Source organism: Chromohalobacter beijerinckii, assembly GCF_023061185.1.
Lineage (GTDB): Bacteria > Pseudomonadota > Gammaproteobacteria > Pseudomonadales > Halomonadaceae > Chromohalobacter > Chromohalobacter beijerinckii.
Genome location: NZ_JAKGAK010000017.1, coordinates 1 through 24,569 on the forward strand (window position 1 = coordinate 1; position 24,569 = coordinate 24,569).

24 protein-coding genes are annotated in these 24,569 nt (G+C 62.0%); 11 read left to right on the forward strand and 13 right to left on the reverse strand.

Translation table 11 applies throughout. The annotated features are described in order from the left end of the window. The 5 genes from L1075_RS12305 to hutI form a co-directional block, all read right to left on the reverse strand. Positions 1–1,084, reverse strand: a 1,084-nt coding sequence (locus tag L1075_RS12305) for a Na+/H+ antiporter NhaC family protein (protein ID WP_246942094.1), incomplete at its 3' end; no start/stop codon positions are given. A 74-nt stretch (positions 1,085–1,158) separates the two neighbouring features. Then, positions 1,159–2,691: a histidine ammonia-lyase gene (gene hutH / locus L1075_RS12310; protein ID WP_246942096.1), complete on the reverse strand. Its 1,533-nt coding sequence runs from the start codon at positions 2,689–2,691 to the stop codon at positions 1,159–1,161. Then, positions 2,691–4,382 carry a urocanate hydratase gene (gene hutU, locus L1075_RS12315; protein ID WP_246942098.1) on the reverse strand — a complete coding sequence of 564 codons (1,692 nt, stop codon included), beginning with the start codon at positions 4,380–4,382 and terminating at the stop codon, positions 2,691–2,693. The genes hutH and hutU overlap by 1 nt, the downstream gene beginning before the upstream one ends. A 58-nt stretch (positions 4,383–4,440) precedes the next feature. Further along, positions 4,441–5,409, reverse strand: coding sequence for a formimidoylglutamase (gene hutG, locus L1075_RS12320; protein ID WP_246942100.1), 969 nt, complete (start codon positions 5,407–5,409; stop codon positions 4,441–4,443). Further along, a complete protein-coding gene (gene hutI / locus L1075_RS12325; RefSeq protein WP_246942101.1) occupies positions 5,399–6,610 on the reverse strand; it encodes an imidazolonepropionase in 1,212 nt (403 codons plus the stop codon). The genes hutG and hutI overlap by 11 nt, the downstream gene beginning before the upstream one ends. A gap of 234 nt (positions 6,611–6,844) precedes the next feature. On the opposite strand from hutI, the gene L1075_RS12330 reads away from it, so the two are divergent. Beyond that, the gene (locus L1075_RS12330; RefSeq protein ID WP_246942103.1) at positions 6,845–8,191 is read left to right on the forward strand and encodes a YjiH family protein; all 1,347 of its coding nucleotides are present in this window, start codon (positions 6,845–6,847) and stop codon (positions 8,189–8,191) included. Between the two features lie 33 nt (positions 8,192–8,224). Here the strand turns inward: L1075_RS12330 and hutC are convergent, their stop codons facing one another. Next, complete coding sequence (gene hutC, locus L1075_RS12335) at positions 8,225–8,941, reverse strand: histidine utilization transcriptional repressor HutC (protein ID WP_246942105.1); 717 nt, start codon at positions 8,939–8,941, stop codon at positions 8,225–8,227. 177 nt (positions 8,942–9,118) lie between these two features. Further along, positions 9,119–10,369, reverse strand: a complete 1,251-nt coding sequence (gene serA, locus L1075_RS12340; protein ID WP_040240550.1) for a phosphoglycerate dehydrogenase — start codon at positions 10,367–10,369, stop codon at positions 9,119–9,121. 316 nt (positions 10,370–10,685) lie between these two features. Between serA and L1075_RS12345 the strand changes: the two genes are divergently transcribed. From L1075_RS12345 to L1075_RS12370, 6 genes are all read left to right on the forward strand, one after another. Continuing rightward, entirely contained in the window at positions 10,686–10,991 is a 306-nt protein-coding gene (locus L1075_RS12345) for an exodeoxyribonuclease VII small subunit (protein WP_178998413.1), read from the forward strand. Beyond that, complete coding sequence (gene ispA, locus L1075_RS12350) at positions 10,978–11,871, forward strand: (2E,6E)-farnesyl diphosphate synthase (RefSeq protein ID WP_246942107.1); 894 nt, start codon at positions 10,978–10,980, stop codon at positions 11,869–11,871. Before L1075_RS12345 ends, ispA begins: the two co-directional genes overlap by 14 nt. 19 nt (positions 11,872–11,890) lie before the next feature. Then, the gene (locus tag L1075_RS12355) at positions 11,891–13,876 is read left to right on the forward strand and encodes a 1-deoxy-D-xylulose-5-phosphate synthase (protein ID WP_246942108.1); all 1,986 of its coding nucleotides are present in this window, start codon (positions 11,891–11,893) and stop codon (positions 13,874–13,876) included. 25 nt (positions 13,877–13,901) lie between these two features. After that, positions 13,902–14,678, forward strand: coding sequence for a co-chaperone DjlA (gene djlA / locus L1075_RS12360; RefSeq protein WP_075369106.1), 777 nt, complete (start codon positions 13,902–13,904; stop codon positions 14,676–14,678). 97 nt (positions 14,679–14,775) lie between these two features. Beyond that, the gene (locus L1075_RS12365) at positions 14,776–15,378 is read left to right on the forward strand and encodes a class I SAM-dependent methyltransferase (RefSeq protein WP_040240562.1); all 603 of its coding nucleotides are present in this window, start codon (positions 14,776–14,778) and stop codon (positions 15,376–15,378) included. A 22-nt stretch (positions 15,379–15,400) separates the two neighbouring features. Then, entirely contained in the window at positions 15,401–16,375 is a 975-nt protein-coding gene (locus L1075_RS12370) for an alpha/beta fold hydrolase (protein WP_281504174.1), read from the forward strand. A gap of 9 nt (positions 16,376–16,384) precedes the next feature. Here the strand turns inward: L1075_RS12370 and L1075_RS12375 are convergent, their stop codons facing one another. After that, positions 16,385–17,023: a TetR/AcrR family transcriptional regulator gene (locus L1075_RS12375; protein WP_179861066.1), complete on the reverse strand. Its 639-nt coding sequence runs from the start codon at positions 17,021–17,023 to the stop codon at positions 16,385–16,387. 63 nt (positions 17,024–17,086) lie between these two features. Here L1075_RS12375 and L1075_RS12380 point away from each other — a divergent pair, with 63 nt between their 5' ends. From L1075_RS12380 to L1075_RS12390, 3 genes are all read left to right on the forward strand, one after another. After that, positions 17,087–17,404, forward strand: coding sequence for a DMT family transporter (locus L1075_RS12380; protein WP_040240565.1), 318 nt, complete (start codon positions 17,087–17,089; stop codon positions 17,402–17,404). Beyond that, positions 17,404–17,733: a DMT family transporter gene (locus tag L1075_RS12385; RefSeq protein WP_040240567.1), complete on the forward strand. Its 330-nt coding sequence runs from the start codon at positions 17,404–17,406 to the stop codon at positions 17,731–17,733. The genes L1075_RS12380 and L1075_RS12385 overlap by 1 nt, the downstream gene beginning before the upstream one ends. A 124-nt stretch (positions 17,734–17,857) precedes the next feature. Beyond that, positions 17,858–18,187, forward strand: a complete 330-nt coding sequence (locus L1075_RS12390) for a hypothetical protein (protein WP_040240569.1) — start codon at positions 17,858–17,860, stop codon at positions 18,185–18,187. 99 nt (positions 18,188–18,286) lie between these two features. On the opposite strand, the gene L1075_RS12395 is transcribed toward L1075_RS12390, so the two are convergent. Together L1075_RS12395 and L1075_RS12400 are read right to left on the reverse strand one after the other, a co-directional pair. Continuing rightward, positions 18,287–19,069: an outer membrane protein OmpK gene (locus tag L1075_RS12395; RefSeq protein WP_245798074.1), complete on the reverse strand. Its 783-nt coding sequence runs from the start codon at positions 19,067–19,069 to the stop codon at positions 18,287–18,289. A gap of 126 nt (positions 19,070–19,195) precedes the next feature. Then, positions 19,196–20,458 carry a NupC/NupG family nucleoside CNT transporter gene (locus L1075_RS12400; protein ID WP_040240570.1) on the reverse strand — a complete coding sequence of 421 codons (1,263 nt, stop codon included), beginning with the start codon at positions 20,456–20,458 and terminating at the stop codon, positions 19,196–19,198. Positions 20,459–20,774: 316 nt separating this feature from the next. Between L1075_RS12400 and L1075_RS12405 the strand changes: the two genes are divergently transcribed. Further along, on the forward strand, positions 20,775–21,281 hold the full coding sequence (locus L1075_RS12405) for a DUF421 domain-containing protein (RefSeq protein ID WP_246942110.1): 507 nt from the start codon (positions 20,775–20,777) through the stop codon (positions 21,279–21,281). A gap of 7 nt (positions 21,282–21,288) precedes the next feature. On the opposite strand, the gene L1075_RS12410 is transcribed toward L1075_RS12405, so the two are convergent. The 3 genes from L1075_RS12410 to ribA all read right to left on the reverse strand — a co-directional run bounded on the left by L1075_RS12410 (position 21,289) and on the right by ribA (position 24,563). After that, a complete protein-coding gene (locus L1075_RS12410; protein WP_246942112.1) occupies positions 21,289–23,139 on the reverse strand; it encodes an ABC transporter ATP-binding protein in 1,851 nt (616 codons plus the stop codon). 33 nt (positions 23,140–23,172) lie between these two features. Continuing rightward, positions 23,173–23,856, reverse strand: a complete 684-nt coding sequence (gene trhA / locus L1075_RS12415; protein ID WP_178998402.1) for a PAQR family membrane homeostasis protein TrhA — start codon at positions 23,854–23,856, stop codon at positions 23,173–23,175. Between the two features lie 77 nt (positions 23,857–23,933). Continuing rightward, the gene (gene ribA / locus L1075_RS12420; protein ID WP_246942114.1) at positions 23,934–24,563 is read right to left on the reverse strand and encodes a GTP cyclohydrolase II; all 630 of its coding nucleotides are present in this window, start codon (positions 24,561–24,563) and stop codon (positions 23,934–23,936) included. Positions 24,564–24,569: the final 6 nt, after the last annotated feature.

The window sequence follows — 24,569 nt, forward strand, 5'->3', positions numbered from 1 at the left end:
GAAACGACGAGCCGACGGTGACGGCGCACAATGACCGGCCGCTTCTTGCCAGCCTCACGATCTTGCCGACCAGCGCGTTCAGCATGCCGGTGCTTTCCATGATGCCGCCAAACATCATCGCGATCATCGCCAGTGATACGGTATACATCATCGAGTCCAGGCCACCCTGGCTAAGCAGGTTGTCGACGGTTTCGTTACCGGTAGCCGATACATAGCCGCCCTGTAGAACGGAAAACAGCGTTTTCATATCACCGCCCTGAATCCACAGATAAGACAGACTGCCCAGCACGATGCCGATGATCAGTGTCGGGATGGCCGGTACCTTGCGGGTCGCCAATACCGGAATCAACAAGGGAATGATGAACAGCCAAGGCGAGATGGCGTAATTCGCCTGGAGGCTATTCACGACGCTGCCTATCGATTGGGATAGTTCGCCGGCGTCGGTGGAATGGGCCATGAACATGAACACGACCAGGGCGATGACAAGCCCGGGGATGGTGGTGTAGAGCATGTGGCGGATGTGCGCGAAGATATTCGCGCCCGCGATGCCCGAGGCAAGAATGGTGGTGTCGGACAGCGGTGACATCTTGTCGCCGAAGAAGGCGCCGGAAACGATCGCCCCGGCGATGGCCGCTGGCGGCAGTCCCATGCTGGTGCCGGCCGCCATGCCCGCAACGCCCAGGGTGCCGATAGTCGACCAGGAGCTACCCATCATCAGCGTACTGAAGGCGCAGATCAGCAGCAGGGCGGGCAGGAAATAGTCGGGCGACAAGAACTCCAGGCCGTAATAGATCATCGCGCCGACGACACCGCCAGCGACCCAGGAACTGATCAACAGCCCCACCAGTATCAGGATAACGACGGCGGGCAGCACCTTCTTGATGCCATCGTAGATATAGCCTTCGAGCGCCTCCCACGAATAGCCGTGAAACCAGGCGACGATGCCCGCCGTCACGGCGCCGATCAGGAGGGGAATATGCGGACTGCCTTCGAAGACCATGATGGTCGTCATCATCGTGACGATCATCACGATGAAAGGCAGCATGGCGGCCAAAAAAGGAATGTCTTGTGATTGTTTTGGCATGTCGGTGTTCCTTCATTGCATTAATGGTTTTAGATGACTCAGGCCCGCGATACGTGAGTATCGCGGGCGATCTTTCAGTAGCTGGGCAGCAGGCTATCCGGTACCAGCGTGCTGAGCGTACGTGCGAGCAGCAGCTCGGTGGCCGCCTCTATGTCCGGCGCGAAGAAACGGTCCTTGTCGTAGTAAGCCACGCGCTCACGCAATGCAGCGCGGGCCTTTTCCAGGGGGGCGGTGGTGGTGAGGCCGTCACGGAAATCGAGCCCCTGGCAGGCGGCCAGCCACTCGATGGCCACGGTACCGCGCACGTTGGCAGCCATCTCCCACAGGCGTTTGCCGGCGGCCGGCGCCATGGATACGTGGTCTTCCTGGTTGGCGGAGGTCGGCAGGCTATCGACGCTGTGCGGGTGGGCCAGGGCCTTGTTCTCGCTGGCCAGCGCCGCGGCGGTGACCTGGGCGATCATGAAGCCGGAGTTGACGCCGCCTTTCTCTACCAAAAAGGGCGGCAGCTGGGACATGTTCTTGTCCATCATCAGCGAGATGCGCCGCTCGGTGAGCGAGCCGATCTCGGCGATGGCCAGCGCCAGGTTATCGGCGGCCATGGCCACCGGTTCGGCGTGGAAGTTGCCGCCGGAGAGGATATCGCCTTCTGCGGCGAACACCAGGGGGTTGTCGGAGACCGCGTTGGCTTCGACTTCCAGGACGTCGGCGACCTGGCGCATCTGGCGCAGGCAGGCACCCATGACCTGAGGCTGGCAGCGTAGCGAGTAGGGGTCCTGCACCTTGCCGCAATCGATATGCGAGTCACTGACCGCACTGCGCTCACCCAGCAGGTGGCGGTAAGCGCCAGCGGCATCGATTTGACCCTGCTGGCCGCGCGCCTCGTGAATCCGCGTATCGAAGGGCGCGCGCGAGCTGAGCGTCGCTTCCACGGTCAGAGCGCCACAGACCGTCGCTGCCGCGTACAGATCCTCGGCGTCGAACAGCCCCTTGAGCGTGTAGGCGGTGGAAACCTGAGTGCCGTTGAGCAGTGCCAGGCCCTCCTTGGGTGCCAGGGCCAATGGCTCCAGCCCGGCGATGGTCAGCGCCTGGCGTGCAGGCAACCACTCGCCCCGATAGCGGGCCTGGCCTTCGCCCAGCAGCAGGGCACTCATGTGTGCCAATGGGGCCAGATCGCCGGAGGCCCCCACCGAGCCCTTGAGCGGAATGCGTGGGTAGACCTCGGTATTGATCAACGCGATCAGGGCGTCCAGTACCTGGCGGCGAATACCCGAGAAACCGCGTGCCAGGGCATTGACCTTGAGCACCATGATCAAGCGTACCAGAGCATCGTCCATGGGCTCGCCGACGCCGGTGGCATGCGACAGCACCAGGGAGCGTTGCAAGTCCTCGAGCTGGTCCTTCCCGATGCGTGTCTGGGCCAGCAGGCCGAAACCGGTATTAATGCCATACACGGTACGATCTTCCGCCAGTACCTGGTTGACGCAATCCACACTGCGTTGGATGGCCGCGTTGGCGCTATCCGGCAGGCTGACCTGCAGCGGCGCTTCGAACACCCGGCGCATTTGCGCCAGGGTCATCTTGCCGGGGGAAATTTCGAGATGGCTCATTACTTGCCCTCCTGCGTGTTAATCATCGGCAGGTCGAGACCGTTCTCCCGCGCACTGTCTATCGCGATGTCGTAGCCGGCATCGGCATGGCGCATCACCCCGGTGGCGGGGTCGTTGCGCAGCACCCGGCCCAGGCGTGCGTGGGCGTCGTCCGTGCCGTCGGCGACGATCACCACCCCGGCGTGCTGGGAGTAGCCCATGCCTACGCCACCGCCGTGATGCAGCGAGACCCAGGTGGCGCCGCCGGCGGTATTCAGCAGGGCGTTGAGCAGCGGCCAGTCGGAGACCGCGTCACTGCCGTCCAGCATGGCCTCGGTCTCGCGGTTGGGGCTGGCCACCGAGCCGGAGTCGAGGTGGTCGCGACCGATGACCACCGGCGCCTTGAGTTCGCCGTTCTTGACCATCTCGTTGAAGGCCTGGCCGAGGCGCGCACGATCCTTGAGGCCGATCCAGCAGATGCGTGCCGGCAGCCCCTGGAAGCTGATGCGTTCACGCGCCATGTCGAGCCAGTTGTGCAGGTGCGGATCGTCGGGGATCAGCTCCTTGACCTTGGCGTCGGTCTTGTAGATATCCTCCGGGTCGCCGGACAGCGCCGCCCAGCGGAACGGGCCGATACCCTGACAGAACAGCGGGCGAATGTAGGCCGGCACGAAGCCGGGGAAATCGAAGGCCTTCGTCACGCCTTCGTCCTGGGCCATCTGGCGAATGTTGTTGCCGTAGTCGAAGGTCGGAATGCCCATCGCCTGGAAGTCGAGCATGGCCTGGACGTGCACGGCCATGGACTGCTTGGCGGCCTTGACCACCGCCTCGGCCTCGCTTTTGCCTCTGGCGACATAGTCGTCCCAGCTCCAGCCGGCGGGCAGGTAGCCATGCAGCGGATCGTGGGCACTGGTCTGGTCGGTGACCATGTCCGGGCGCACGCCGCGCTTGACCAGCTCGGGCAGCACATCGGCGGCGTTGGCGCACAGGCCGATGGAGATCGCCTGGCCCGCCTGGGTGTACTTCTCGAGTCGTGCCAGGGCGTCGTCGAGATCGTCGGCCTGTTCGTCGAGATAGCGCGTGCGCAGGCGAAAATCGATGCGTGACTGCTGGCACTCGATGTTCAGCGAGCAGGCGCCGGCCATGCTGGCGGCCAGCGGCTGGGCGCCGCCCATGCCACCCAGGCCGGCGGTGAGGATCCAGCGGCCGGCGAGCTTGCCGTCATAGTGCTGGCGCCCGGCCTCGACGAAGGTCTCGTAGGTCCCCTGAACGATGCCCTGGGAGGCGATGTAGATCCACGAGCCGGCGGTCATCTGGCCGTACATCATCAGGCCCTTGCGATCCAGCTCGTTGAAGTGCTCCCAGTTGGCCCAGGCCGGTACCAGGTTGGAGTTGGCGATCAGTACCCGCGGCGCGTCCTTGTGGGTCTCGAACACGCCCACCGGCTTGCCGGACTGGATCAACAGCGTTTGATGATCTTCCAGGCGCTGGAGCGTCTCGACGATCTTGTCGTAGCACGCCCAGTCGCGGGCGGCGCGACCGATGCCGCCGTAGACGACCAGGTCCTCCGGGCGTTCGGCGACGTCCGGGTGCAGGTTGTTCATCAGCATGCGCAGCGGTGCTTCGGTCAGCCAGCTCTTGCAGGAGAGCTCGGTGCCGGTCGGGGCGGCGATCTGGCGGCTGGGGTCGTGACGCTTGTCGGTGTTGGACATGCTTGTGGTCTCTCTTTGCGCTTTTAGACAAACACTGGGGCTGGTGGCCGGAGCCGGTTCAGCCGGTCAGGGTCAATTGATGGACGAGTCGCGCCGCGACCTTGGCGGTGCGGCTGTCGATATCGTGCTCGGGGTTGAGTTCGGCGATATCGGCGAGCCGCAGCTTGCCGCTGTCGCGGATGATCTCGATCAGCGGCTCGAGCAGCGCCAATGACACGCCGCGCGCGGCCGGCGCGCTGACGCCCGGCGCCTCGGCAGCGGGCAGTACGTCGAGATCGATGGTCAGATAGACGTGCTCGCAGCGAGCGACGAAACGCTCGACGTCGCGCACGATGGCGTCGAACGTCGCCGCGGTGAATTCGCGATCCTCGCGCACCAGTACGCCGAGATCCTCGGCGCGCTGGAACAGGGCTCGGGTGTTGCTTGCGCGGCTGACGCCCAGACAGGCATAGCGGAACGGCCAGTCATGCATCTCGCACTGATCAACGATCTGGGCGAAGGGTGTGCCGGACGAGCGCACATGGACAGGGTCGCGCAGATCGAAATGCGCATCGAGATTGATGATGCCGACCCTGGGTGCCTTGCTACCCTGTGCTTCCAGGTGACGGGCGAGGCCCTGCCAACTGCCGAAGGCGATCTCATGGCCACCGCCGAGCACCACCGGGAAGTGGCCGGCATCCAACGTCTCGGCGACACGCTCGCCGAGACGTTGCTGGGCGTCTTCCAGGGCATCGCCCTCACAAACGACGGTACCTGCATCATAAGCCGGTCCCTGACGATGCCAGGCCAGATTGGCCAGCGCCCGGCGGATCGCCAGTGGTCCGTCGGCGGCGCCCGGGCGGCCCTGGTTGCGCTTGACGCCGGCATCCGAGGCGAAGCCCAGCAGGGTGGCGCCGGGCGTCGCGTGCGCTGTCCAGGGTTGCACGCACTGATGCCAGCGCGGGCTGTCCGGCTCCGGGTCGACGCGACCCTGCCAGGCCGTCATGTCGATAGGAGGCGTGTCGTGAGTATCGCTATCAGCGCTCATGGGTCATCACTCCCTGGAACATCCGCTGACGCAATCGTCCGGGTTGCACGGCGTAGGCCAGCTCGGCAGGACGCTGGATATCCCACACGCACAGGTCGGCGAGAGCGCCCACCTCGAGCCGTCCGAACTCCTTGGCCCCCAGGGCTTGAGCGGCGTGCGCGGTCATGCCCGCCAGCGCTTCACGCGGCGTCAGGCGGAACAGCGTGCAGGCCAGATTGAGCATCAGCGTCGGTTGGAACAGCGGCGAGCTGCCGGGGTTGGCGTCGGTCGCCACGGCCATGGGTACGCCGGCTTCACGCAGCGCCTCGATGGGTGGCAGTTGGGTCTCGCGCAGCGTATGAAAGGCGCCGGGTAGAATCACCGCCACGCTACCAGCCTCGCGCATGGCATCGACCCCGGCCTGATCCAGAAACTCGATATGATCCGCCGACAGCGCGCCATGGCGGGCGGCCATCGCCGTGCCGCCCAGGTTGGAGAGTTGCTCGGCGTGGGCCTTGATCGGCAGGCCATGCTTTTCGGCGGCCAGGAAGACGCGCTCGCACTGCTCGACGGAGAAGGCGATTTTCTCGCAGAACACGTCGACGGCGTCGGTGAGTCCCTCGGCTACTGCAGCGGGGATCATCTCGTCACAGATCAGATCGATATAGGCGTCGCTGGCGTCCTGGTATTCCGGTGGCAGGGCGTGAGCGCCGAGCAGGGTGGTCACGACCCGCACCGGAAGCCGCTCGCCGAGGCGCCGGGCGACGCGCAGCATCTTGAGTTCGTCGGCGACGTTCAGGCCATAACCGGACTTGATCTCCACCGTGGTTGCGCCATCGTCGATCAGTGCCTGCAGACGGGGCAGGGCGCGCTCAAGGAGCTCATCCTCACTGGCTTCACGGGTGGCACGCACGGTACTGAGGATGCCGCCGCCGGCCTTGGCGATCTCGGCGTAGCTGGCGCCTTCCAGACGCCGCTCGAATTCGTCGGCGCGGTTGCCGCCAAAGACCAGGTGGGTATGGCAATCCACGAGCCCTGGCGTCATGACCCCGCCCCGGCCAGCGTCATGAGCATTCTGGATGAGAGACGCATCGAGTTCGCGCATCGGGCATAGCGTGTCGATGCGATCGCCTCGGGTGATCACCGCCATGGGCTCGGGCCATTCCTGCACCCCGTCGAAGACCGTCATGTCTCGCCATAGCTTTCGTGGTGTCTGCGGCATGGAAGACTCCTGAAAGAACGTTTCGATTAATTGTATATACAAATAGCGAAGCGGGGCGCCGACGTCAAGCGTGTCAGCCGACGAGTCCGATTCATCACTGCCTGAAGCGCTATTATAGCGGTCGAATCGATGTTAGACATTGGTCGAAATAGCTGGGTTCGCAGAAGAAATGCGAGAAAAGTTTGAATATTGTATATACAAATATCGATCCATAAGCAACACCGCGAGGCTCTCATGCCATATCGAGACAAGACACTAGATACGAACGGGACATCGGGGCGGCGGCATTCTCTGAAGACGGTGCTGTACCTGTTCATTCCCAGCCTGCTGGGGATCCTGATCTTCTTTGTACCGGTGACGCTGGCGGGGCGAACCACCATCCCCCTCGATCACATGGTGAGTGGGGCGCGGTACCTGTTGGGTGGACTGGATAGTTGGTATGCGTTGGCGTTGATCGTCGCCGGGGCAGTCTATCCACTGGCGACCGGACGCTGGCGACGTAGTGTTACCGAGCGGATCTTCACCGTGCTCAAGTTGCTGGGTGTCGTGGCGGCGGTCATGGCGCTTACTGGCTGGGGGCCAGCGCTGTTGCATACCCCGGACATGTTGCCGTTCCTGTTCGGCAAGCTGGTGATCCCGGTGGGCCTGATCGTGCCGATCGGCGCCATTTTCCTGTCGCTACTGATCGGCTATGGTCTGCTCGAACTGATCGGCATCCTGCTGCAGCCGGTTATGCGCCCTGTCTGGCGTACGCCGGGCAAGTCGGCGATCGACGCCGTGGCGTCATTCGTCGGTAGTTACTCGATTGGATTGTTGATCACCAACCGTGTCTACCAATCGGGAGAGTATTCGGCGCGCGAGGCAGCGATCATCGCGACCGGTTTTTCAACGGTATCGGCGACTTTCATGATCATCGTCGCCAAGACGCTGGATCTCATGACAGTGTGGAATCTGTACTTTTGGCTGGCGCTGCTGATCACCTTCGTGGTGACCGCGATTACCGTGCGCTTGCCGCCGTTAGCGAACATGGACAATGAAAAGTCGAGTGATGAGCCTAAGGTAGCTCGCGGGCGTCGTTTGGCCACTGCTTGGCATACGGGGCTCGATGTGGCCGCCAAGGCGCCGAGCCTGACGCATAGTGTGGCGCTCAACTTTAAGGAAGGGCTGCTGATGACGATCAGTATCCTGCCGTCGATCATGTCGGTGGGGTTGATTGGTTTGCTGTTGGCCAAGTACACGCCGTTATTCGATTGGCTGGGGATGGTGTTCTATCCGGTGACGGCCTTGTGGGGGCTGGATGAAGCGATGCAACTGGCCCAGGCGGCCTCTGCCGGCTTTGCTGAAATGTTCTTGCCAGCCCTGCTGATGGGCGATACTGGTTTTGTTGCCCGTTTCACTACAGGCGTCGTATCGGTGTCGGAGGTGCTGTTTTTTTCGGCTTCGATTCCTTGCATTCTATCCACCACTATTCCGATTAGCATTGGACGTATTGTAGTGATCTGGTTTTTGAGAGTGGCTTTAAGCTTGCTCTTGGCTATTCCGGCAGGTTATGCCGTGATGGCATTGGCTGTTAACGGGTGAGGGCATGACGTGTTCTCCAGTTGTGTCACTGTATCATGAAGGATTTCGATGTACTGAAGAGCGCAGCTTATAACGTTCACCTGGATGTATTAGCCGGGCGTAACTGATTAAGTGATCGCCGGACCATGTGCGACGTGTCATGCACAAACAGGGTCGCGCAGTATCGATTTCTAGATGGAGAGCAGTTTGCTCATCTACTAGGACAGCTTCTACGACATGCTCGACATCGTTGATGGGACAGGCAGTTACGAGTATCTCGTTAGGGGTATGTAGAGTGAAATCAGTGTTGAGGTAATCGGGTACCCAGCGAGGGTTGACGAAACGATCTTCCAACTGAATGGGAGTGTCGTTTTCCCGGTGTACTATTAGCGTATGAAAGACTTGTGTACCTAGTCGTACGCCCAAGCGTAGTGCCACTTCGTCGTCAGCTTCCATGACCCCGCTCGATAGTACGTTGCAGCTATACGAGTGGCCGCGTTCGCGAACCTCTTCAGCGATGTTGTGAACCTCAACGAGGGATGACTCTGATTTAAGGTCGGTGACGAAAGTTCCTAGTCCTGGTTGCCGGGAGAGGTAGCCTTGCTGTACTAGATCGCGAATCGCTTTATTGGCAGTCATTCGGCTCACGTTAAAATCTTTGGCTAGCTGCTCTTCGGGAGGGATCTGATGATGAGCTTTCCAAGTGCCATTTTGGATATTGTCTAGTAAATGTTGCTGTATTTTTAAATAAAGTGGCTGTGCACGGCCCATAATAAGAAGGTCCCTTTAGTATTCGGTAGCGGCTTTTAGGTTATGCAAGTAGCGGAAGTGTGATTGTCAAGCGCTGTGCCCCGATCCATGGGAAAGCATATTGAACCCTATGCTAGCTTATAATTACAAAAGCCCCTCGCCTGAGGGGCCATGTTGCGCTGGATGGTCAGTGTGCCGTCAAGCTTCGAAGTTGCTCTCGGAGTAGAGCACGCGCAGACGCAAGGTGTGGTTGACGCGCTTGAGCGCTTCCAGCGCCTTGGGGCCGTAGGCCTTGTCGACATCGATGACCACGTAGCCGACGCCGCTGTTGGTCTGCAGGTACTGCGCCGAGATGTTGATGCCTTCGTCGCCGAGTACCTTGTTGATCTCGGACATCACGCCCGGCACGTTCTCGTGGATGTGCAGCAAGCGGTGCTTGTCCGGATGGGCAGGCAGCGCGACCTCGGGGAAGTTGACCGAGGTGATGGTGGTGCCGTTGTCGGAATAGGTGATCAGCTTCTCGGAGACCTCGATGCCGATGTTTTCCTGGGCTTCCAGGGTCGAGCCGCCGATGTGCGGAGTCAGGATGACGTTGTCCTTGCCGCGCAGCGGAGAGACGAACTCTTCGTTGGTACCCTTGGGCTCGACGGGGAAGACGTCGATGGCCGCGCCGAGCAGCTTGCCGCTCTCGAGCACTTCCGCCAGGGCTTCGATATCCACGACGGTGCCGCGTGAAGCGTTGATGAAGATGGCCGTCTGCTTCATCAGCGCCAACTGGTCGCGACCGATCATCCAGCGCGTGGACGGCACGTCGGGGACGTGCAGGCTGACGACGTCGGCGCGTGCCAGCAGTTCCTCGAGCGAGCCCACCTGACGCGCATTGCCCATGGCAAGCTTGGTGATGACGTCGTAATACAGGACGTCGAAGCCGAGCGATTCGGCGAGCACCGAGAGCTGGGCGCCGATGCTGCCGTAGCCGATGATCCCCAGTGTCTTGCCACGTGCTTCATGGGCGTTCTTGGCCGATTTCAGCCAGCCACCTTGGTGAGCGCGGGTGGATTTCTCGGGGATGCCGCGCAGCAGCATGATGGCTTCGGCGAGGACGAGCTCGGCCACCGAGCGGGTATTGGAATACGGCGCGTTGAAGACCGGGATGCCGCGTTCGAGAGCGGCATTGAGATCGACCTGGTTGGTGCCGATGCAGAAGCAACCCACGGCGGTGAGCCGCTCGGCGGCGGCGAACACGCGCTCGGTGAGCTGCGTGCGCGAGCGCAGGCCGATGAAATGAACGTCGCGGATCTTCTCGACCAGCTCGTCCTCGGACAAGGAAGTGGAGAGCGTTTCGATGTTGGTGTAACCGGCATTCAGCAGGTTGTCCACGGCGGACTGGTGAATGCCCTCGAGCAGCAGGATCTTGATCTTGCTCTTGTCCAGAGACGTCTTGGCCATTGTCGGTTCAACCCTTTCGTCGACTGATGCGACGTTTATCTAATCGGTATGGTGGTGGCCTGTCCAAGCGGGCGATCCGAGGCCCCCGAGGCATGAAAAGGGGGAGGAGACTGCCCAGCGACAGGGGCCATATCGTAGCACAGGCACCCAGTTTGAGGATGAATTCGCTGCACCTTGCGCATGAACGCCTTTGCATCGGTAATGCTGGCGGCCACGCCGGGGCAGACGCGTCCCCGGGGCTTGGGTGTATACTGTGTGCCCAACTCTTGGCAAGCCGGGCCGTAGCATCGGTCCGCACGGATGAGCGAGAAACGCCATGGTGGAAAAGGATGCATCGGTTGGCGATGGCGCCCAGCCCGACGAAACGGATGTTCAGGACGCTGCTCCGGAGGACTTCGCGGCCACGCTGACGCGTCTGGAATCGCTGGTGGCTCAACTGGAGTCGGGCGAGCTGTCTCTGGAAGCGTCATTAGTGGCGTTCGAGCGCGGTGTGCATTTGACCCGCGATGCCCAGCAACGCCTAGAAAACGCCGAGTTGCGCGTCAAGGCGCTTCTGGAGCAGCCCGATGGTAGCTTCCACGAGACGCCCTTCGATGCTGGGGAGGTCGATGGTGAGCGTTGAACCCTTGGCCGAGCGTGACATCATCACCACGGCGCGGACGCGTACCGAGCAAGTGTTGGCGCAAGTTTTCGAGCGCGCGACGCCTGTCGCTGGCGAGCTCGATGCCGCCATGCGCTATGGCGTACTGGGCGGCGGCAAGCGCCTGCGGCCAGTGCTGGTGTATGCCGCCGGCCGCGTACTGGGCGCTGCGGACACCGCACTGGATGCCCCCGCGGCCGCCATCGAGCTGATCCACGCTTACTCGCTGATCCACGATGACTTGCCCGCCATGGACGACGATGACATGCGGCGTGGGCGTCCTACGGTGCATCGTGTCTATAACGAGGCGATGGCTATCCTGACCGGCGACGCGCTGCAAACGCTGGCTTTCGAGGTGCTCGCCGAGGCGCGCCCACCGCGTCTGGGGGCAATGGTGGGTGTGCTCGCCCACGCCTCGGGACGTGACGGTATGGCCGCCGGCCAGGCGCTGGATTTGTGCGCAGTGGGTGGCCAGTTGGATGTCGATGCCCTGGCGACCATGCATCGTTACAAGACCGGTGCGCTGATTCGTGCTGCCGTGCGGCTCGGCGCCCTGGCGGCCGTCGATGAAGACGACCCTCGCGTGGCGGCGCTGGATGCCTACGCTGCCGCCATCGGCTTGGCGTTCCAGATTCAGGATGACATCCTCGATGTCGCTGGCGACGCCGCGACTCTGGGCAAGGCCACCGGCGCCGACGCGGCGCGTGCCAAACCCACTTATCCGGCTTTGCTCGGCCTGGAAGGCGCCCGTGCCAAGGCGCACGGCCTGCTCGACGAGGCGCTGGACGCCTTGGCGCCCTTGGGCGAGCGAGCTTTTCCTTTGGCCGACCTGGCCCGCCATATGATCGACCGCGATCACTGATCGGTTGTAGACAACGCTTATGAAGCTGTTCGACGAGATTCCTGCCGAACGTCCGGCCACGCCATTGCTCGATACCCTCGAGTCTCCTGCGGCGTTACACGATTTCAATGCGGCGCAGTTGCGCGAACTGGCCGACGAGCTGCGTGCTTACCTGCTCTATAGTGTCGGCTGTACCGGCGGCCACTTCGGCGCGGGGCTGGGCGTGGTCGAGTTGACCGTCGCCTTGCACCATATTCTCGACACTCCGTATGACCGCCTGGTCTGGGATGTCGGCCATCAAGCCTATCCGCACAAGATCCTCACCGGGCGCCGTGAGCAGATGTCGACCATCCGCCAGTTCGGCGGGCTGGCGGCGTTCCCCAAGCGCGATGAGTCGCCCTACGACACCTTCGGTGTCGGCCACTCGAGCACCTCGATCTCCGCAGCGCTGGGCATGGCGCTGGCGGCGCGGACCAAGGGCGAGAAGCGCCGCGTCTGTGCGGTGATCGGTGACGGTGCCTTGAGTGCCGGCATGTCGTTCGAAGCGCTGGCGCATGCCGGGCATGTCGATGCCAACATGCTGGTGATTCTCAACGACAATGAGATGTCGATTTCCGAGAACGTCGGCGGTATGGCCAGTTATCTGGCACGCATCCTGGTCAGCAAGCCGTATACGGTGATGCGCGAGAACAGCAAGCGCGTGCTTTCGCATCTACCGGGTGCGCTGGAATTGGCGCGCCGCACCGAAGAGCACGTCAAGGGCATGGTCAGCCCGGCGACCTTGTTCGAGGAGATGGGCTTCAATTATATCGGCCCCATCGACGGCCACGACTTGCCGACTCTGGTGCAGACGCTCGGCAGTATGACGAACCTCGAGGGGCCGCAGTTCCTGCATATCAAGACCTGCAAGGGGCGCGGCTTTCGCCCCGCCGAGGCCGATCCCATCGGCTATCATGCGATTACCAAGCTCGAGAAGACCGCCAGTGAGCCGCCGCCCAAGGTGGAGCCGCGCTCGCCCAACGCGGCCATGGCTGAGCCTGAAGCCAAGCCTCAGTCCAAGCCCCGCAGCGAAGATGCCATGCGCCCGACCCCGCGCAAATATTGCAACGTCTTCGGTGAGTGGCTCTGCGACATGGCGGCGGCGGATACGCGCTTGATCGGTATCACGCCGGCGATGCGCGAGGGCTCCGATCTGATCCGCTTCTCGCGCGAGTATCCCGAGCGTTACTACGACGTGGCGATCGCCGAGCAGCACGCGGTGACGCTGGCGGCGGGCATGGCGTGTGAAGGCATGAAGCCCGTGGTGGCGATCTATTCGACCTTTCTGCAGCGCGGCTATGACCAGTTGATCCACGACGTGGCGGTGCAGGCACTCGACGTCACCTTCGCGATCGACCGCGCGGGCGTGGTCGGCGAAGATGGCCCCACGCACCACGGGGCGCTGGACCTCGCTTATTTGCGCTGCATTCCAGGGATGGTGGTGCTGGCACCCGCCGATGAAGCCGAATGCCGCGCCATGCTGAGCGCTGCCTATCATCACGAAGGCCCGGCGGCGGTGCGCTATCCGCGCGGCACCGGGCCGGGGACGACGCTCGCGCCCGGCCTCGAGGCACTGCCCATCGGTGAGGCCGAGACGCGGCGTACCGGCGCACAGGACGGTGTGGCGCTACTGGCGTTTGGCAGCATGAACGGGCCCGCCGCCGAGGTGGCCGAAAATCTCGACGCCACGCACCTCAATATGCGCAGCGTGAAACCGCTGGATCGTGACGCGATACTCGCGGCGGCGCGCCGACATCGGCTGCTGGTGACACTCGAGGAGAATGTCGTCGCCGGCGGCGCGGGGAGCGGCGTCAATGAACTCTTGGCTGCCGAGGGTGTCCAGGTCGAGGTATTGAATCTTGGTCTGCCGGATGCCTTCGTCGAGCATGGCAAGCCAGCCGAATTGCTGACGGCGTGCGGTCTCGACGCCGAGGGTATCGAGACCGCGGTACGCCGGCGCTGGGGTACGCCACTCCACGATGACTAACATTTAGCGACAAGACGGAAACTTCATGCTGATCGCCATTTTGATTGGGGCCGGGCTCGGCTTCATGTTCGGTAAATTGCCGGGACTGATTATCGGTGCCTTATTGGGGTATTGGGTCGCGCGGCGTCTGGTACGCCGTGTGGTCATCTCCAAGCTATCGCAAATGCAGGGCCAGTTCCTCGACTCGACGTTCGCGGTCATGGGGTGCGTCTGCAAGGCGGACGGCCATGTCAGCGGCGACGAGCTGCGTGTCGTCGAGGCACTTTTTGAGCGTTTACGCTTGAACGAAGAGCAGCGCGAGCGTGCGAAGGCGGCCTTCGAACGCGGCAAGGCCGATGACTTCGACCTCGATGCCGAATTGGCCACGGTGCGGCGCGTGACCGGCGGGCAGCGCGCGCTTTTGCAGGTGTTCCTGCAAGTCCAACTCTCGGCCATTGCCGCCGATGGCGAGTTGCATCCCGCCGAGCATGACATGCTGCTGCGCGTGGCGCGCGGACTGGGATGTAGCGAAGCTGAGATCGAACAGATCGAGGCCATGTTGCGTGGCGGTCAGCAGCAGGCGGGCGGTGGCGCGACATCGCAGCAGGCGCTGACCGATGCCTACCGAGTGCTCGGTGTGGAATCCGATGCCAGCGATGCCGAACTCAAGCGGGCCTATCGCCGCCTGATGAGCCAGAACCACCCGGACAAGCTCGCCGGCAAGGGCCTGCCCGAGAGCATGCGCGAAATGGCCGAGACCCGTACCCAGGAAATCTCCAACGCCTACGATTTGATCAAGAAGTCTCGCGAAGCGAACGCCTGACCAGCGCATCAGCCTGGCGGTGCGTTGACAGGTGCCCCGAGCGTCGGCAACTCTGAAAGGTGTCATCGCCTGCACGGCGCAACACCGGGAGACGTGGATGCCCGCGAGATTGCAAGTGTACCGCGCCATGGCACGCGTGCTGGGCGTATTCGACTCCCTGGGATGGCGCGTGGGCTATCGCTATGGTGATCGCCAGTTGTTGGAGAAGGTGATCCTCCCGGCGCTGGCCAGGGAAGTCGGCGTCGGTCATGTACTGCTCGTCGGCTGCGCCTGGTATACGCGCGATTATCCCGATCTCTTCCCTGTAAGCCGCGTGACCACCTTGGACGTCGATCCAGCCAAATCGCCCTTCGGCGCTGAGCGCCATATCGTCGCTGACATGATCGCGTTGGCAGCGCATTTACCGCCCGAAAGCCTGGATGCCGTGGTTTGCAACGGTGTGCTGGGCTGGGGATTGGATGCCCCCGGCGATATCGACACTGCCTTTGCCTCGACGGTGGCCTGCCTGCGACCCGGCGGACGGCTCCTGCTGGGCTGGAACGATATCCCTCCCTACAACGCCGTGCCTCCGGATGCCGTGACGGCGCTCGAGGACTTGTACCCGCGCGCGATTCCTGGGCTCGATCAGCATAGCCTGGTCGCGCTGGAGCGCAATCAGCACTGCTACCAGGCCTTTCAGAAGCCGGAGGTAAGGTCATGAACCGCGTCGTCGGGTGGCCCTGATGCTGATCGTGAGCGTGGCCTGGTGCATGTTCCTCGGCGTGCTTTTTGTCACGGCGTGTCTCTGGGGGCTGCGACGCATGACGCGTGACCTGGCCCGTGAGGCCGAAGCCCGATTACCGCCTTGCGGCGGCTTCATCGACACCTCCGGCGGGCGCTTGCATTACGTCGATGTCGGTCAGGGGCCGCCGCTGGTCATGATCCATGGCTTGGGTGGCCAGCTGCAGCATTTCACCTATGCCTTGACCGAGGCACTGGGCAATGATTTTCGCGTCATTGCCATCGACCGGCCGGGGTCGGGGTATTCCGCTCCCACTGACGATCGGCGCGCCCATTTGGCCTGTCAGGCCCAGGCGTTGCATGAGGCGTGGCAGGCCTTGGGTATCGAACGGCCACTCGTGGTGGGCCATTCGATGGGCGGTGCGGTGGCCCTGACGCTAGCGCTGGAGTATCCCGAGGAAGTCGCGGGGCTGGCATTGCTCGCGCCCCTGGTGGCGCAGGTATCGGATGTGCCACCGGCGATGCGTCTGTTGGCGATTCGCTCGCCACGCTGGCGGCGATGGATGGCCGAGACGCTCGCCATTCCCCTGACGCGCGTGACCTCGCGGCAAGCATTGGCGCAGGTGTTCGCACCGGAAGCGGTCCCTGCGGATTACGCCATGCGTGGCGGTGGGGTCCTGGCATTGCGTCCCCAGGCCTTCCATGCGGCCTCCACCGATCTGGCCATGCTCGAGCACGAATTGCCCCGGCAGGTGCTTCGCTATGCGGCGCTAGGAGTGCCGCTAGGCGTCATGTTCGGAAAGCATGACCGTATTCTCGAGCCCGCGTTGCATATCGAAACGTTGCAGCGTCAGCGCCCCGATATGCTCGTGCATGTGGAACCTGAAGCGGGGCATATGCTGCCCATCATGCGGCCCGAGGCCACGACTGCCTTCATTCGGCGTATGGCGGCGCGGGCCTGGCCTTCCTCCTTCTGACAAAAACGCTCAGGCTTCCAATCCCGCCCAGAAGACGGCCCAGGCCCCCTCCAGGCGTCGTTCGAAGGTATCGGCATCGTAGTAGAAGTTCTCGGCGAACAACCCGTCCATCAGGCAGTAGAAGGCGGCGATGAACTGCGCCTCGGGCAGCGCGCGTAGCTCGCCAGCCTGGCGGCCATCCTCGAATAGTACGTGCAGGTGGGCGTTGATGCGTCGCTCGTTGTCATTCGAAATAGCGGCAACTTGTATCGCCACATCCGTGGGCGGAAAGAGCAAGTAGCGCTTGTAGAAAACGCCCTGGTGCTCGCGACGGATGAAGGTGGCACATGAGCGGATGAGTCGCTCTAGGCGTTCACGCGTGGGCAAGTCGTGAGAACGTGTCAGGCTGTCGTCGATGAGCGCGACGATGCCGCTTTCGACCTCTTCGAAGATCGCCAGGAAGAGCGCCGCCTTGTTGGGAAAATGGTTGTAGATGGACGGCTTCTTGATGCCCGTTTCGGCGGCGATTTGCGCCAGGCTGGTGCCTTCGTAGCCGTGCTGGGCGAACAGGGCGAGGGCGGTTTGTTTGAGTTTGTCGCGGGTATGCACGAAAAGTCCCTGAGCCTGCGTGAAGGACGTATGATCGCGGCTCGAGGGCGTGATTGCCAAGTCATGACGCAAACTTTATACTAACGACCGTTAGTTAGCCAATCGAGACGGGGGAAATCCGCCATGATTCGAGCACAATGGATCCTACTGCCGCTGGCCGGGTTGGTCGAAGTCGGGTGGGCAACCGGGCTGAAACATGCCGAGACCTTGGCGGAATGGCTGCTGACGATCGCGCTGGTAGTGGCCAGCCTGTGGCTCGCTTCCCGTGCGGTACGCTACATGCCGACCAGTACGGTCTACACGATTTTCGTCGGTCTCGGTGCGGCGGGCACCGCGATTGCCGACTGGGCGTTCTTCGGCGTTGCCTTTCACTGGCCGGTGCTGGCCTTCATCGCACTGTTGCTGATTGGCGTGATCGGCCTGCAGCAGGTGCGCGACTGATGGACATCACCACGCTTCACTGGCTCGCGCTGCTGGCCTCGGGTTGCTTCGAAATCGTTGGCGTAGCCGGTTTTGATCGAATCAATCGCGGTCGTCTTGGAAGCGGTTTGCTGCTGCTGGCGGGCGGCTTCGGCTGCTCGCTCAGCCTGCTGTCGATTGCTATGCGCTCCATCGACATGGGCGTGGCCTACGCCGTCTTCACTGGCATCGGAACGCTCGGCAGCACACTGATGGGCATGTTGGTATGGGGAGAGTCCCGGCGCCCGCTGCGGTTGGCCTTTGTCGGCATGATCGTCGCGGCCGTAGTGGGGCTCAAGTTACTGGCTTGAGCCATGGTATTTTCTATCCAAGCGATAGGAAAAGGCTATAATCGCGATAACAAAACTATAGTATGATAATGTTTAGCGGGCTAATAGAATGTGTCGTGTTCACTCACGACAAGGAGACATTCCCATGGCACGTTCAATCACTGCTATCGCACTACTGGCCGCTGCCCTGCCGCTAGCCGCCCAAGCCAGCACCGCTTCCCAACAAGCCGCCGCTGTCAATCACGAGTCGCTTCAAGTGAGCTCGCAATCGGCGAATGCCTCAGCGTCACGGACCTTCGATAACGATGCCTTCCGTTATTCTGGCATGAGCGTCGCCATGGCTGACAGCCAGCGCGCCATCAATGACGACGAGCAGGCCGCCACGCCGTCCTCCGCGTCAGCGGAAGACGATAAGAGCTGGTTGGAGACATTGTCCGACAACAACCGTGACCTCGGCGCGCCCGCCGGCTGGTAATCAGGACGTTGCGCCACGGCTTGCGCGTTGCATGCGTGCCTCGACGGATGGCGTCGGTGGCTGGAGCGTGTCCGCCGGAGTGGCGGACACGCAAGCAGCTCAGAACTTGTAGTTGATGCTGAAGTAATGACCGGGGCCTGAGGTATCCTGGCGGACCCCGGAGGCATCGGTGTCGTCGCGGTAAAAGGCCATGTTGTTGTAGATCTTCAGGCCATAGCCGATGGCGAAGCGATCCGCGTGGTAGTACAGGCCGTTGAACCACTCTAGGCTGTTGCTGCTGCGTCCCGCCTGGTCGGCCACGGTGTCCGCGCCGAACTTGTAGTCGAGGTACCCCTGGTAGGCGAGAAAGTTGCCGTTGCCAAAGGTGTAGAATGGCTTGAACCAGTCGGTGGAGGCCATGAAACCGTCCCACGAACTCTCATCCGGACCGCCGTAGTTCTCGCGCACGTAGCGCGCGGTAAGGTTGAGGCCGATCTCACCGAACCATGGTACCTCCACGTCCGACCCCAGGCCGACGTAGTGTTCCCAAAGGCCGCCGCCGGGGCCGTTGTCACCGATGTTGGTCACGGTGGCGATATACCATTCCTTGACCGGGCCCACCGAGAGGTCGCGACCGCTCATGGCATCCAGCGAAAAGCGCGGCGCGAGCTTGATGAACATGTTGTCGCCGCCATTCTGATCGTCGCTGCTATCGTCGAGGGCATCGAACATGTCGACATAGCCGTAGAGGTCGACGATGCCCGAGCGTCCGCCGAATTCCATCTCGACGTAGGTATCCTGAGCGTTACGAAACGGCAGGCGGTTGTCCTCGCTGTGCATCAGATTGAAGGTCAACCAGAGGTTGTCGTCTTCATGAATGCCGTCCGAGTAATCCGCGGCCATGGCCGGAGTAGCACCTACCATCGTGGCAAAGCACGAAGCACCAACCCACTTGCTTATTGTGATCTTGTTCATGGTCATTGTTCCCATCTTTACGTTTTGTGCGTTGTGGTCTAGAGACGTTCAGCGTTACGCCAAGCTAATGAAAAGCCCTGCAATGGTGGCCGACATCAGATTGGAAAGTGTCCCGGCCAGCACGGCCTTGAGGCCGTAGCGGGCGATTTCCTGGCGGCGGTTGGGCGCCATGAGGCCGAGCCCGCCGAGGAGAATGGCGATCGAGGACAAGTTGGCGAAGCCGCAAAGCGCGAAGGACAGCACGGCGGCAGTGTGCTTGGACATGGCCTCGCCGGTGGCGGCCACCACGGTATCGCCGGAGATGTATGGCGCCAGGTTGATGAAGGCGACGAACTCATTGACGACGATCTTCTGGCCGATGAACGAGCCGGCCAGCGTGGCTTCGCTCCAGGGAATGCCGAGCAGGAAGGCCAGCGGTGCGAAGAGCCAGCCGAGAATCATCTCCAGGCTCAGCGAGTCCATGCCGAACCAGCCGCCTACGCCGCCGAGAATGCCGTTGATCAGCGCGATCAAGCCGATGAATGCCAGCAGCATGGCGCCGACGTTGGCCGCCAGCATCATGCCGGAGGTGGCGCCGGTGGCGGCGGCATCGAGCACGTTGGCAGGTTTGTCATCCGCTTCGATCTTTTCTTCGGCGCGGGAGATACTGTCATCGGGCGTTTCGGTTTCCGGCATCAACAGTTTGGCGAAGAGCAGCCCGCCCGGTGCCGCCATGAAGGAGGCCGCGATCAGGTATTCCATCGGAATGCCCAGACTCGCGTATCCCGCGAGCACCGAGCCTGCGACCGAGGCCAGCCCACCGCACATGACCGCGAACAGCTCGGAGCGTGTCATGGAGGCGATGAAGGGACGTACGACCAGGGGCGCTTCGGTCTGTCCGACGAAGATGTTCGCCGTGGCCGACATCGATTCGGTGCGTGAGGTGCCCAGCACGCGCTGAAGCGCGCCCCCCAGCAGTCGGATGATCCACTGCATGATCTTCAGGTGGTAGAGCACGGCGATCAGCGACGAGAAGAAGATGATGACCGGGAGTACCTTGAAGGCGAAGACGAACCCGACGCTCTCCGGGTCGGCTAGGTCGCCGAACAAGAAATCGATACCGTCATTGGCGTAGACGATGACCTGGCTGACCCCCTCCGAGATCGTGGCCAGGACGGCTTGTCCGAAAGGAATGTAAAGCACGAAGGCGCCGATGGCGGCCTGGATGGCGAAGGCGCCACCAACCGTGCGCAGTCGAATCGACTTGCGATTGGAGGAAAACAGCACAGCGATAAGGATCAGTGTCGCCATCCCTACCAGGCTCATGATAGCGGTCATATCAGCATCCTGATGACGTTCGATTGTGGGTTGTTATACAGGGAACGGCATACGCCAGCATGTGGCTTGTCGTTTTGTTATTAGAGTCACAGTGATGTGCTATTAAAATAACACGCGCTGCTCGATGTCAACTTCCTGGGAGGACTTCGTGGGCCGATAAACAAGATTGTCGGCGATTTGTTCTACACTTCACATCCCTGCGTGTGAACGTATTCAAGAACGGAAAAGCCGTCCAGGGGGCTGAGAGGGGTGGCCGGAGGAGGACGGGCCGCCTACGCTGACAGGCTCGTTCCATCCCTTCCCGAGGAGTTTCATCATGCATCCGGTCGCGCACACGGTCGTCGTCGGTATCATCAGTTATCTGGTCCTGATCGTCGTGATCCGACTTTCCGGCAAGCGCACGCTGTCGAAGTGGAACGCCTTCGATTTCGTGGTCACCATCGCGCTGGGGTCGACGCTTTCCACTGCGCTGGTCTCGACGCAGGTGTCGCTGGCGCAGAGCCTCACGGCGTTTGCGATCATCGTGCTGTTGCAGTTCGCCATTACGTTCTCTTCGGTGCGCTCGCCACGGGTCAAGAACTTGGTCAAGTCGCAGCCGACATTGCTGCTGTACGCGGGTGAGTATCGCCATGCAGCGATGCGTCAGGAACGTGTCGTCGAAGCCGAGGTCATGGCGGCGATCCGGGAAAACGGCATCGCCGACGTCGAACGGGTGTATGCGGTGGTGCTGGAGACCGACGGCACCTTTAGTGTCATTCCCGAGGCTGGCAGGAGCGACTCGTCGCTCGATGGTGTTGCGGGCATGCCGTTGTCGAAGGGTTAGCGAAGGCTCAGGGCGTTTCGGTCGACGCCACCTCACACTCCAGGAAGCCCCCGGATTGGCGCCGCCATAGGCGTGCATAGAGACCATCGTGACGGATCAGCTCGGCGTGACTCCCCTGCTCGACGATACGCCCGCCCTCCATGACCACCAGGCGGTCCATGGCGGCGATGGTGGAGAGCCGGTGGGCGATGGCGATCACCGTCTTGCCTTTCATCAGCTGGTCGAGATTCTCTTGAATTGCCGCTTCGACGTCGGAGTCGAGTGCTGAGGTTGCTTCATCGAGAATCAGGATCGGTGCATCCTTGAGCATCACGCGCGCAATGGCGAGGCGTTGGCGTTGACCGCCGGAGAGCTTCACGCCGCGCTCGCCGACATGCGCGTCGAAGCCGCCGCGGCCCTGGATGTCGCGCAGCGACTCGATGAAGTCAGCGACATGCGCCCCGCGAGCCGCTTTCCAGGCCATCTCGTCGGTGGCATCCGGGCGTCCGTAAAGCAGGTTGTCGCGCACCGAGCGGTGCAGCAACGAGGTGTCCTGGGTGACCATGCCGATCTGCGCGCGCAGGCTCTCCTGGGTTACCTCGGCGATGTTCTGGCCATCGATGCGGATCGCGCCACCTTCCAGCTCATAGAATCGCAGCAGCAAATTGACCAGCGTTGACTTGCCGGCCCCTGAAGGGCCGATCAGCCCGATCTTCTCACCCGACTGAATGGCAAGCGACAACTCGTCGATGACGCCGCTGCCCTTGCCGTAGTGAAAGCGAATCCGGTCGAAGACGATTTCACCCTTCTCGACACGCAGCGGCGGGGCGTCTTGCCGGTCCTCGATCTGGCGCGGCAACGAGAGTGTCGCCATGCCATCCTGAACCGTGCCGATATTCTCGAACAGCGCCGAGACTTCCCACATGATCCACTGCGACATGCCCCATAGACGCATCACCAAGCCCAGCGCCACGGCGACCGCGCCGACGCTGACTGCCTCGCCCAGCCATAGTTGGATCGATAGCCAGCCGATGCTGAACAGCAACAGCGCATTGAGCAAATAGAGCAGCCCGTAGAGCCCGGTGACCAGGCGCATCTGGCGATGCACGGTGAGCAGGAAGCCATGCATGCCGTCCTTGGCGAACGCCGCTTCCCGCTGGGCGTGGGAGAAGAGCTTCACGGTCTGGATGTTGCTGTAGCTGTCGACGATGCGACCGGTCATGCGCGAGCGGGCGTCGGCCTGGGACTTGGACACGCGCCCCATGATGGGCACGAAAATGCGCAACAGAACGAGGTAGCCGATCAACCAGGCAAGGAGTGGGAGCGCCAACCGCCAATCGGCGTTGCCCACCAGGAGCAGCGTGCCCAGGAAGTAGACGCTGACGTAGTTGAGTACATCGAATAGCTTGATCACGCACTCGCGCACGGCTAGTGACGTCTGCATCACCTTGGTGGCGATGCGCCCCGCGAACTCGTCCTGATAGAAACCCATCGACTGTCGCAGTAGATAGCGATGCGCCTGCCAGCGGATGCGCATGGGGAAATTGCCCATCAGCGTCTGCTGCTGAAATAGCGAATGCAGCCCCACCATGCCAGGCAGCAGCACCAGCACGATCAATGCCATACCGGCCAGCTTCCAGCCCTGATCGGCAAGGAACGTCTCGCGATCCTGGGCCGCCAGCCAATCGACGATGTTGCCGAGAAAGCCGAACATCCATACTTCGATGCCGGCGATGAGCGCCATCAGCACCGTTGCCGTCAGCAGATAAGGCCAGGCGCCACGTGTGTAATGCAGGCAGAAAGCGACCAGAGTGTCCGGTGGGCGTTGTGGTTCTTGGGGCGGAAATGGAGCGAGACGGTTTTCGAACCAGCGGAACATGTGTATTTCCTGGCAGGGTGGCGTCGCCGCGCTTTACGCCTTGAACGGTAGCACGGCGGTGTAGACGGCGAAGTAGTGACATACACTGCCACCCAGGACGAACAGGTGCCAGATGGCGTGATGAAAGGGGATCGCGCGGATCGCGTAGAACACCACGCCCAATGTGTAGGTGATACCGCCGGCGACCAAGAGGGCGAGGCCGGGAGTATTGAGGCGGGCGTCGAGTTCGCCTGCCGCCAGCACGATCATCCAGCCCATCAACAGATAGACCCCCACGCGCAGCATGCCCAAGCGATGCGGCCATATGATCTTCAGCGCAATACCGCCTAGCGCGAGGCTCCAGATCGCCGCGAATAGCGCCCAGCCCCAAGGACCGCGCAGGTTGACCAGCAAGAACGGCGTATAGGTGCCGGCGATCAATAGATAGATAGCGCAGTGATCGAATACCTGGAACAGGCGCTTGAGACGTGCACTACGTAGGCCATGATAGAGCGTCGAAGCCGTGTACAGCAGCAGCAGGCAGACGCCGTAAAGGCTGACGCTGACGATCTTCCAAGGATCGACTTCGGCCGCCAGGCTGGCTGCAACGATGAGCACCACCATGCCGGCGAGGCTGAGCACGACGCCGATGCCATGGCTGATGCTATGCAGTGTTTCTTCGAGACTGGAAAAAGGCGCGTCTTGTTCGGGCGAAACGGATGGGGATCCATGTGACATGGCGAACTCCTGGACGTAATACGTCGCGCTGACATCGAGACAACATGCGCATCAGTATAGTTCGTCAAATGGCAGCGTCAGCGTTCCCGATCACCTTTACGGGTAGGGGAAAAGTCGTCCAGCGTCATCATGTGCCCGAGCTTGCCGACCTTGGTAGCCAGGTACTGCTCATTGTGCGGATTGCGCCCCGCGGTGATCGCCAGACGCTCGGCGACACGTACGCCATCGCGCGTCAGGGCGTCGACCTTGCGCGGATTGTTGGTCATCAACTTGAGCGCTTGCACGCCCAGGTGGTCGAGCATGGGCACGCAGAGGTCATAGCGGCGCATGTCGGCGCCGAAACCGAGATGTTCGTTGGCTTCCACGGTGTCGAAGCCTTGATCCTGAAGATGATAGGCGCGGATCTTGTTGAGCAAGCCAATACCGCGGCCTTCCTGGCGTAAGTAGAGCAGCACGCCGCGCCCTTCGTCGGCAATGCGTTTGAGCGCCTCCTGCAATTGGTAGCCGCAGTCGCAGCGCATCGAGAACAGGGCGTCTCCCGTCAGGCACTCCGAATGTACGCGTCCCAGCACGGGCTCTGACGTCGAGACATCGCCCAGGGTCAAGGCAATGTGTTCCTTGCCTGTCGCCTCGTCCTCGAAGCCATGCATGGTGAAGGTGGCCCAAGGGGTAGGCAGTTGAGAGGCGGCGATGAAGCGAATCGTCACGATGAA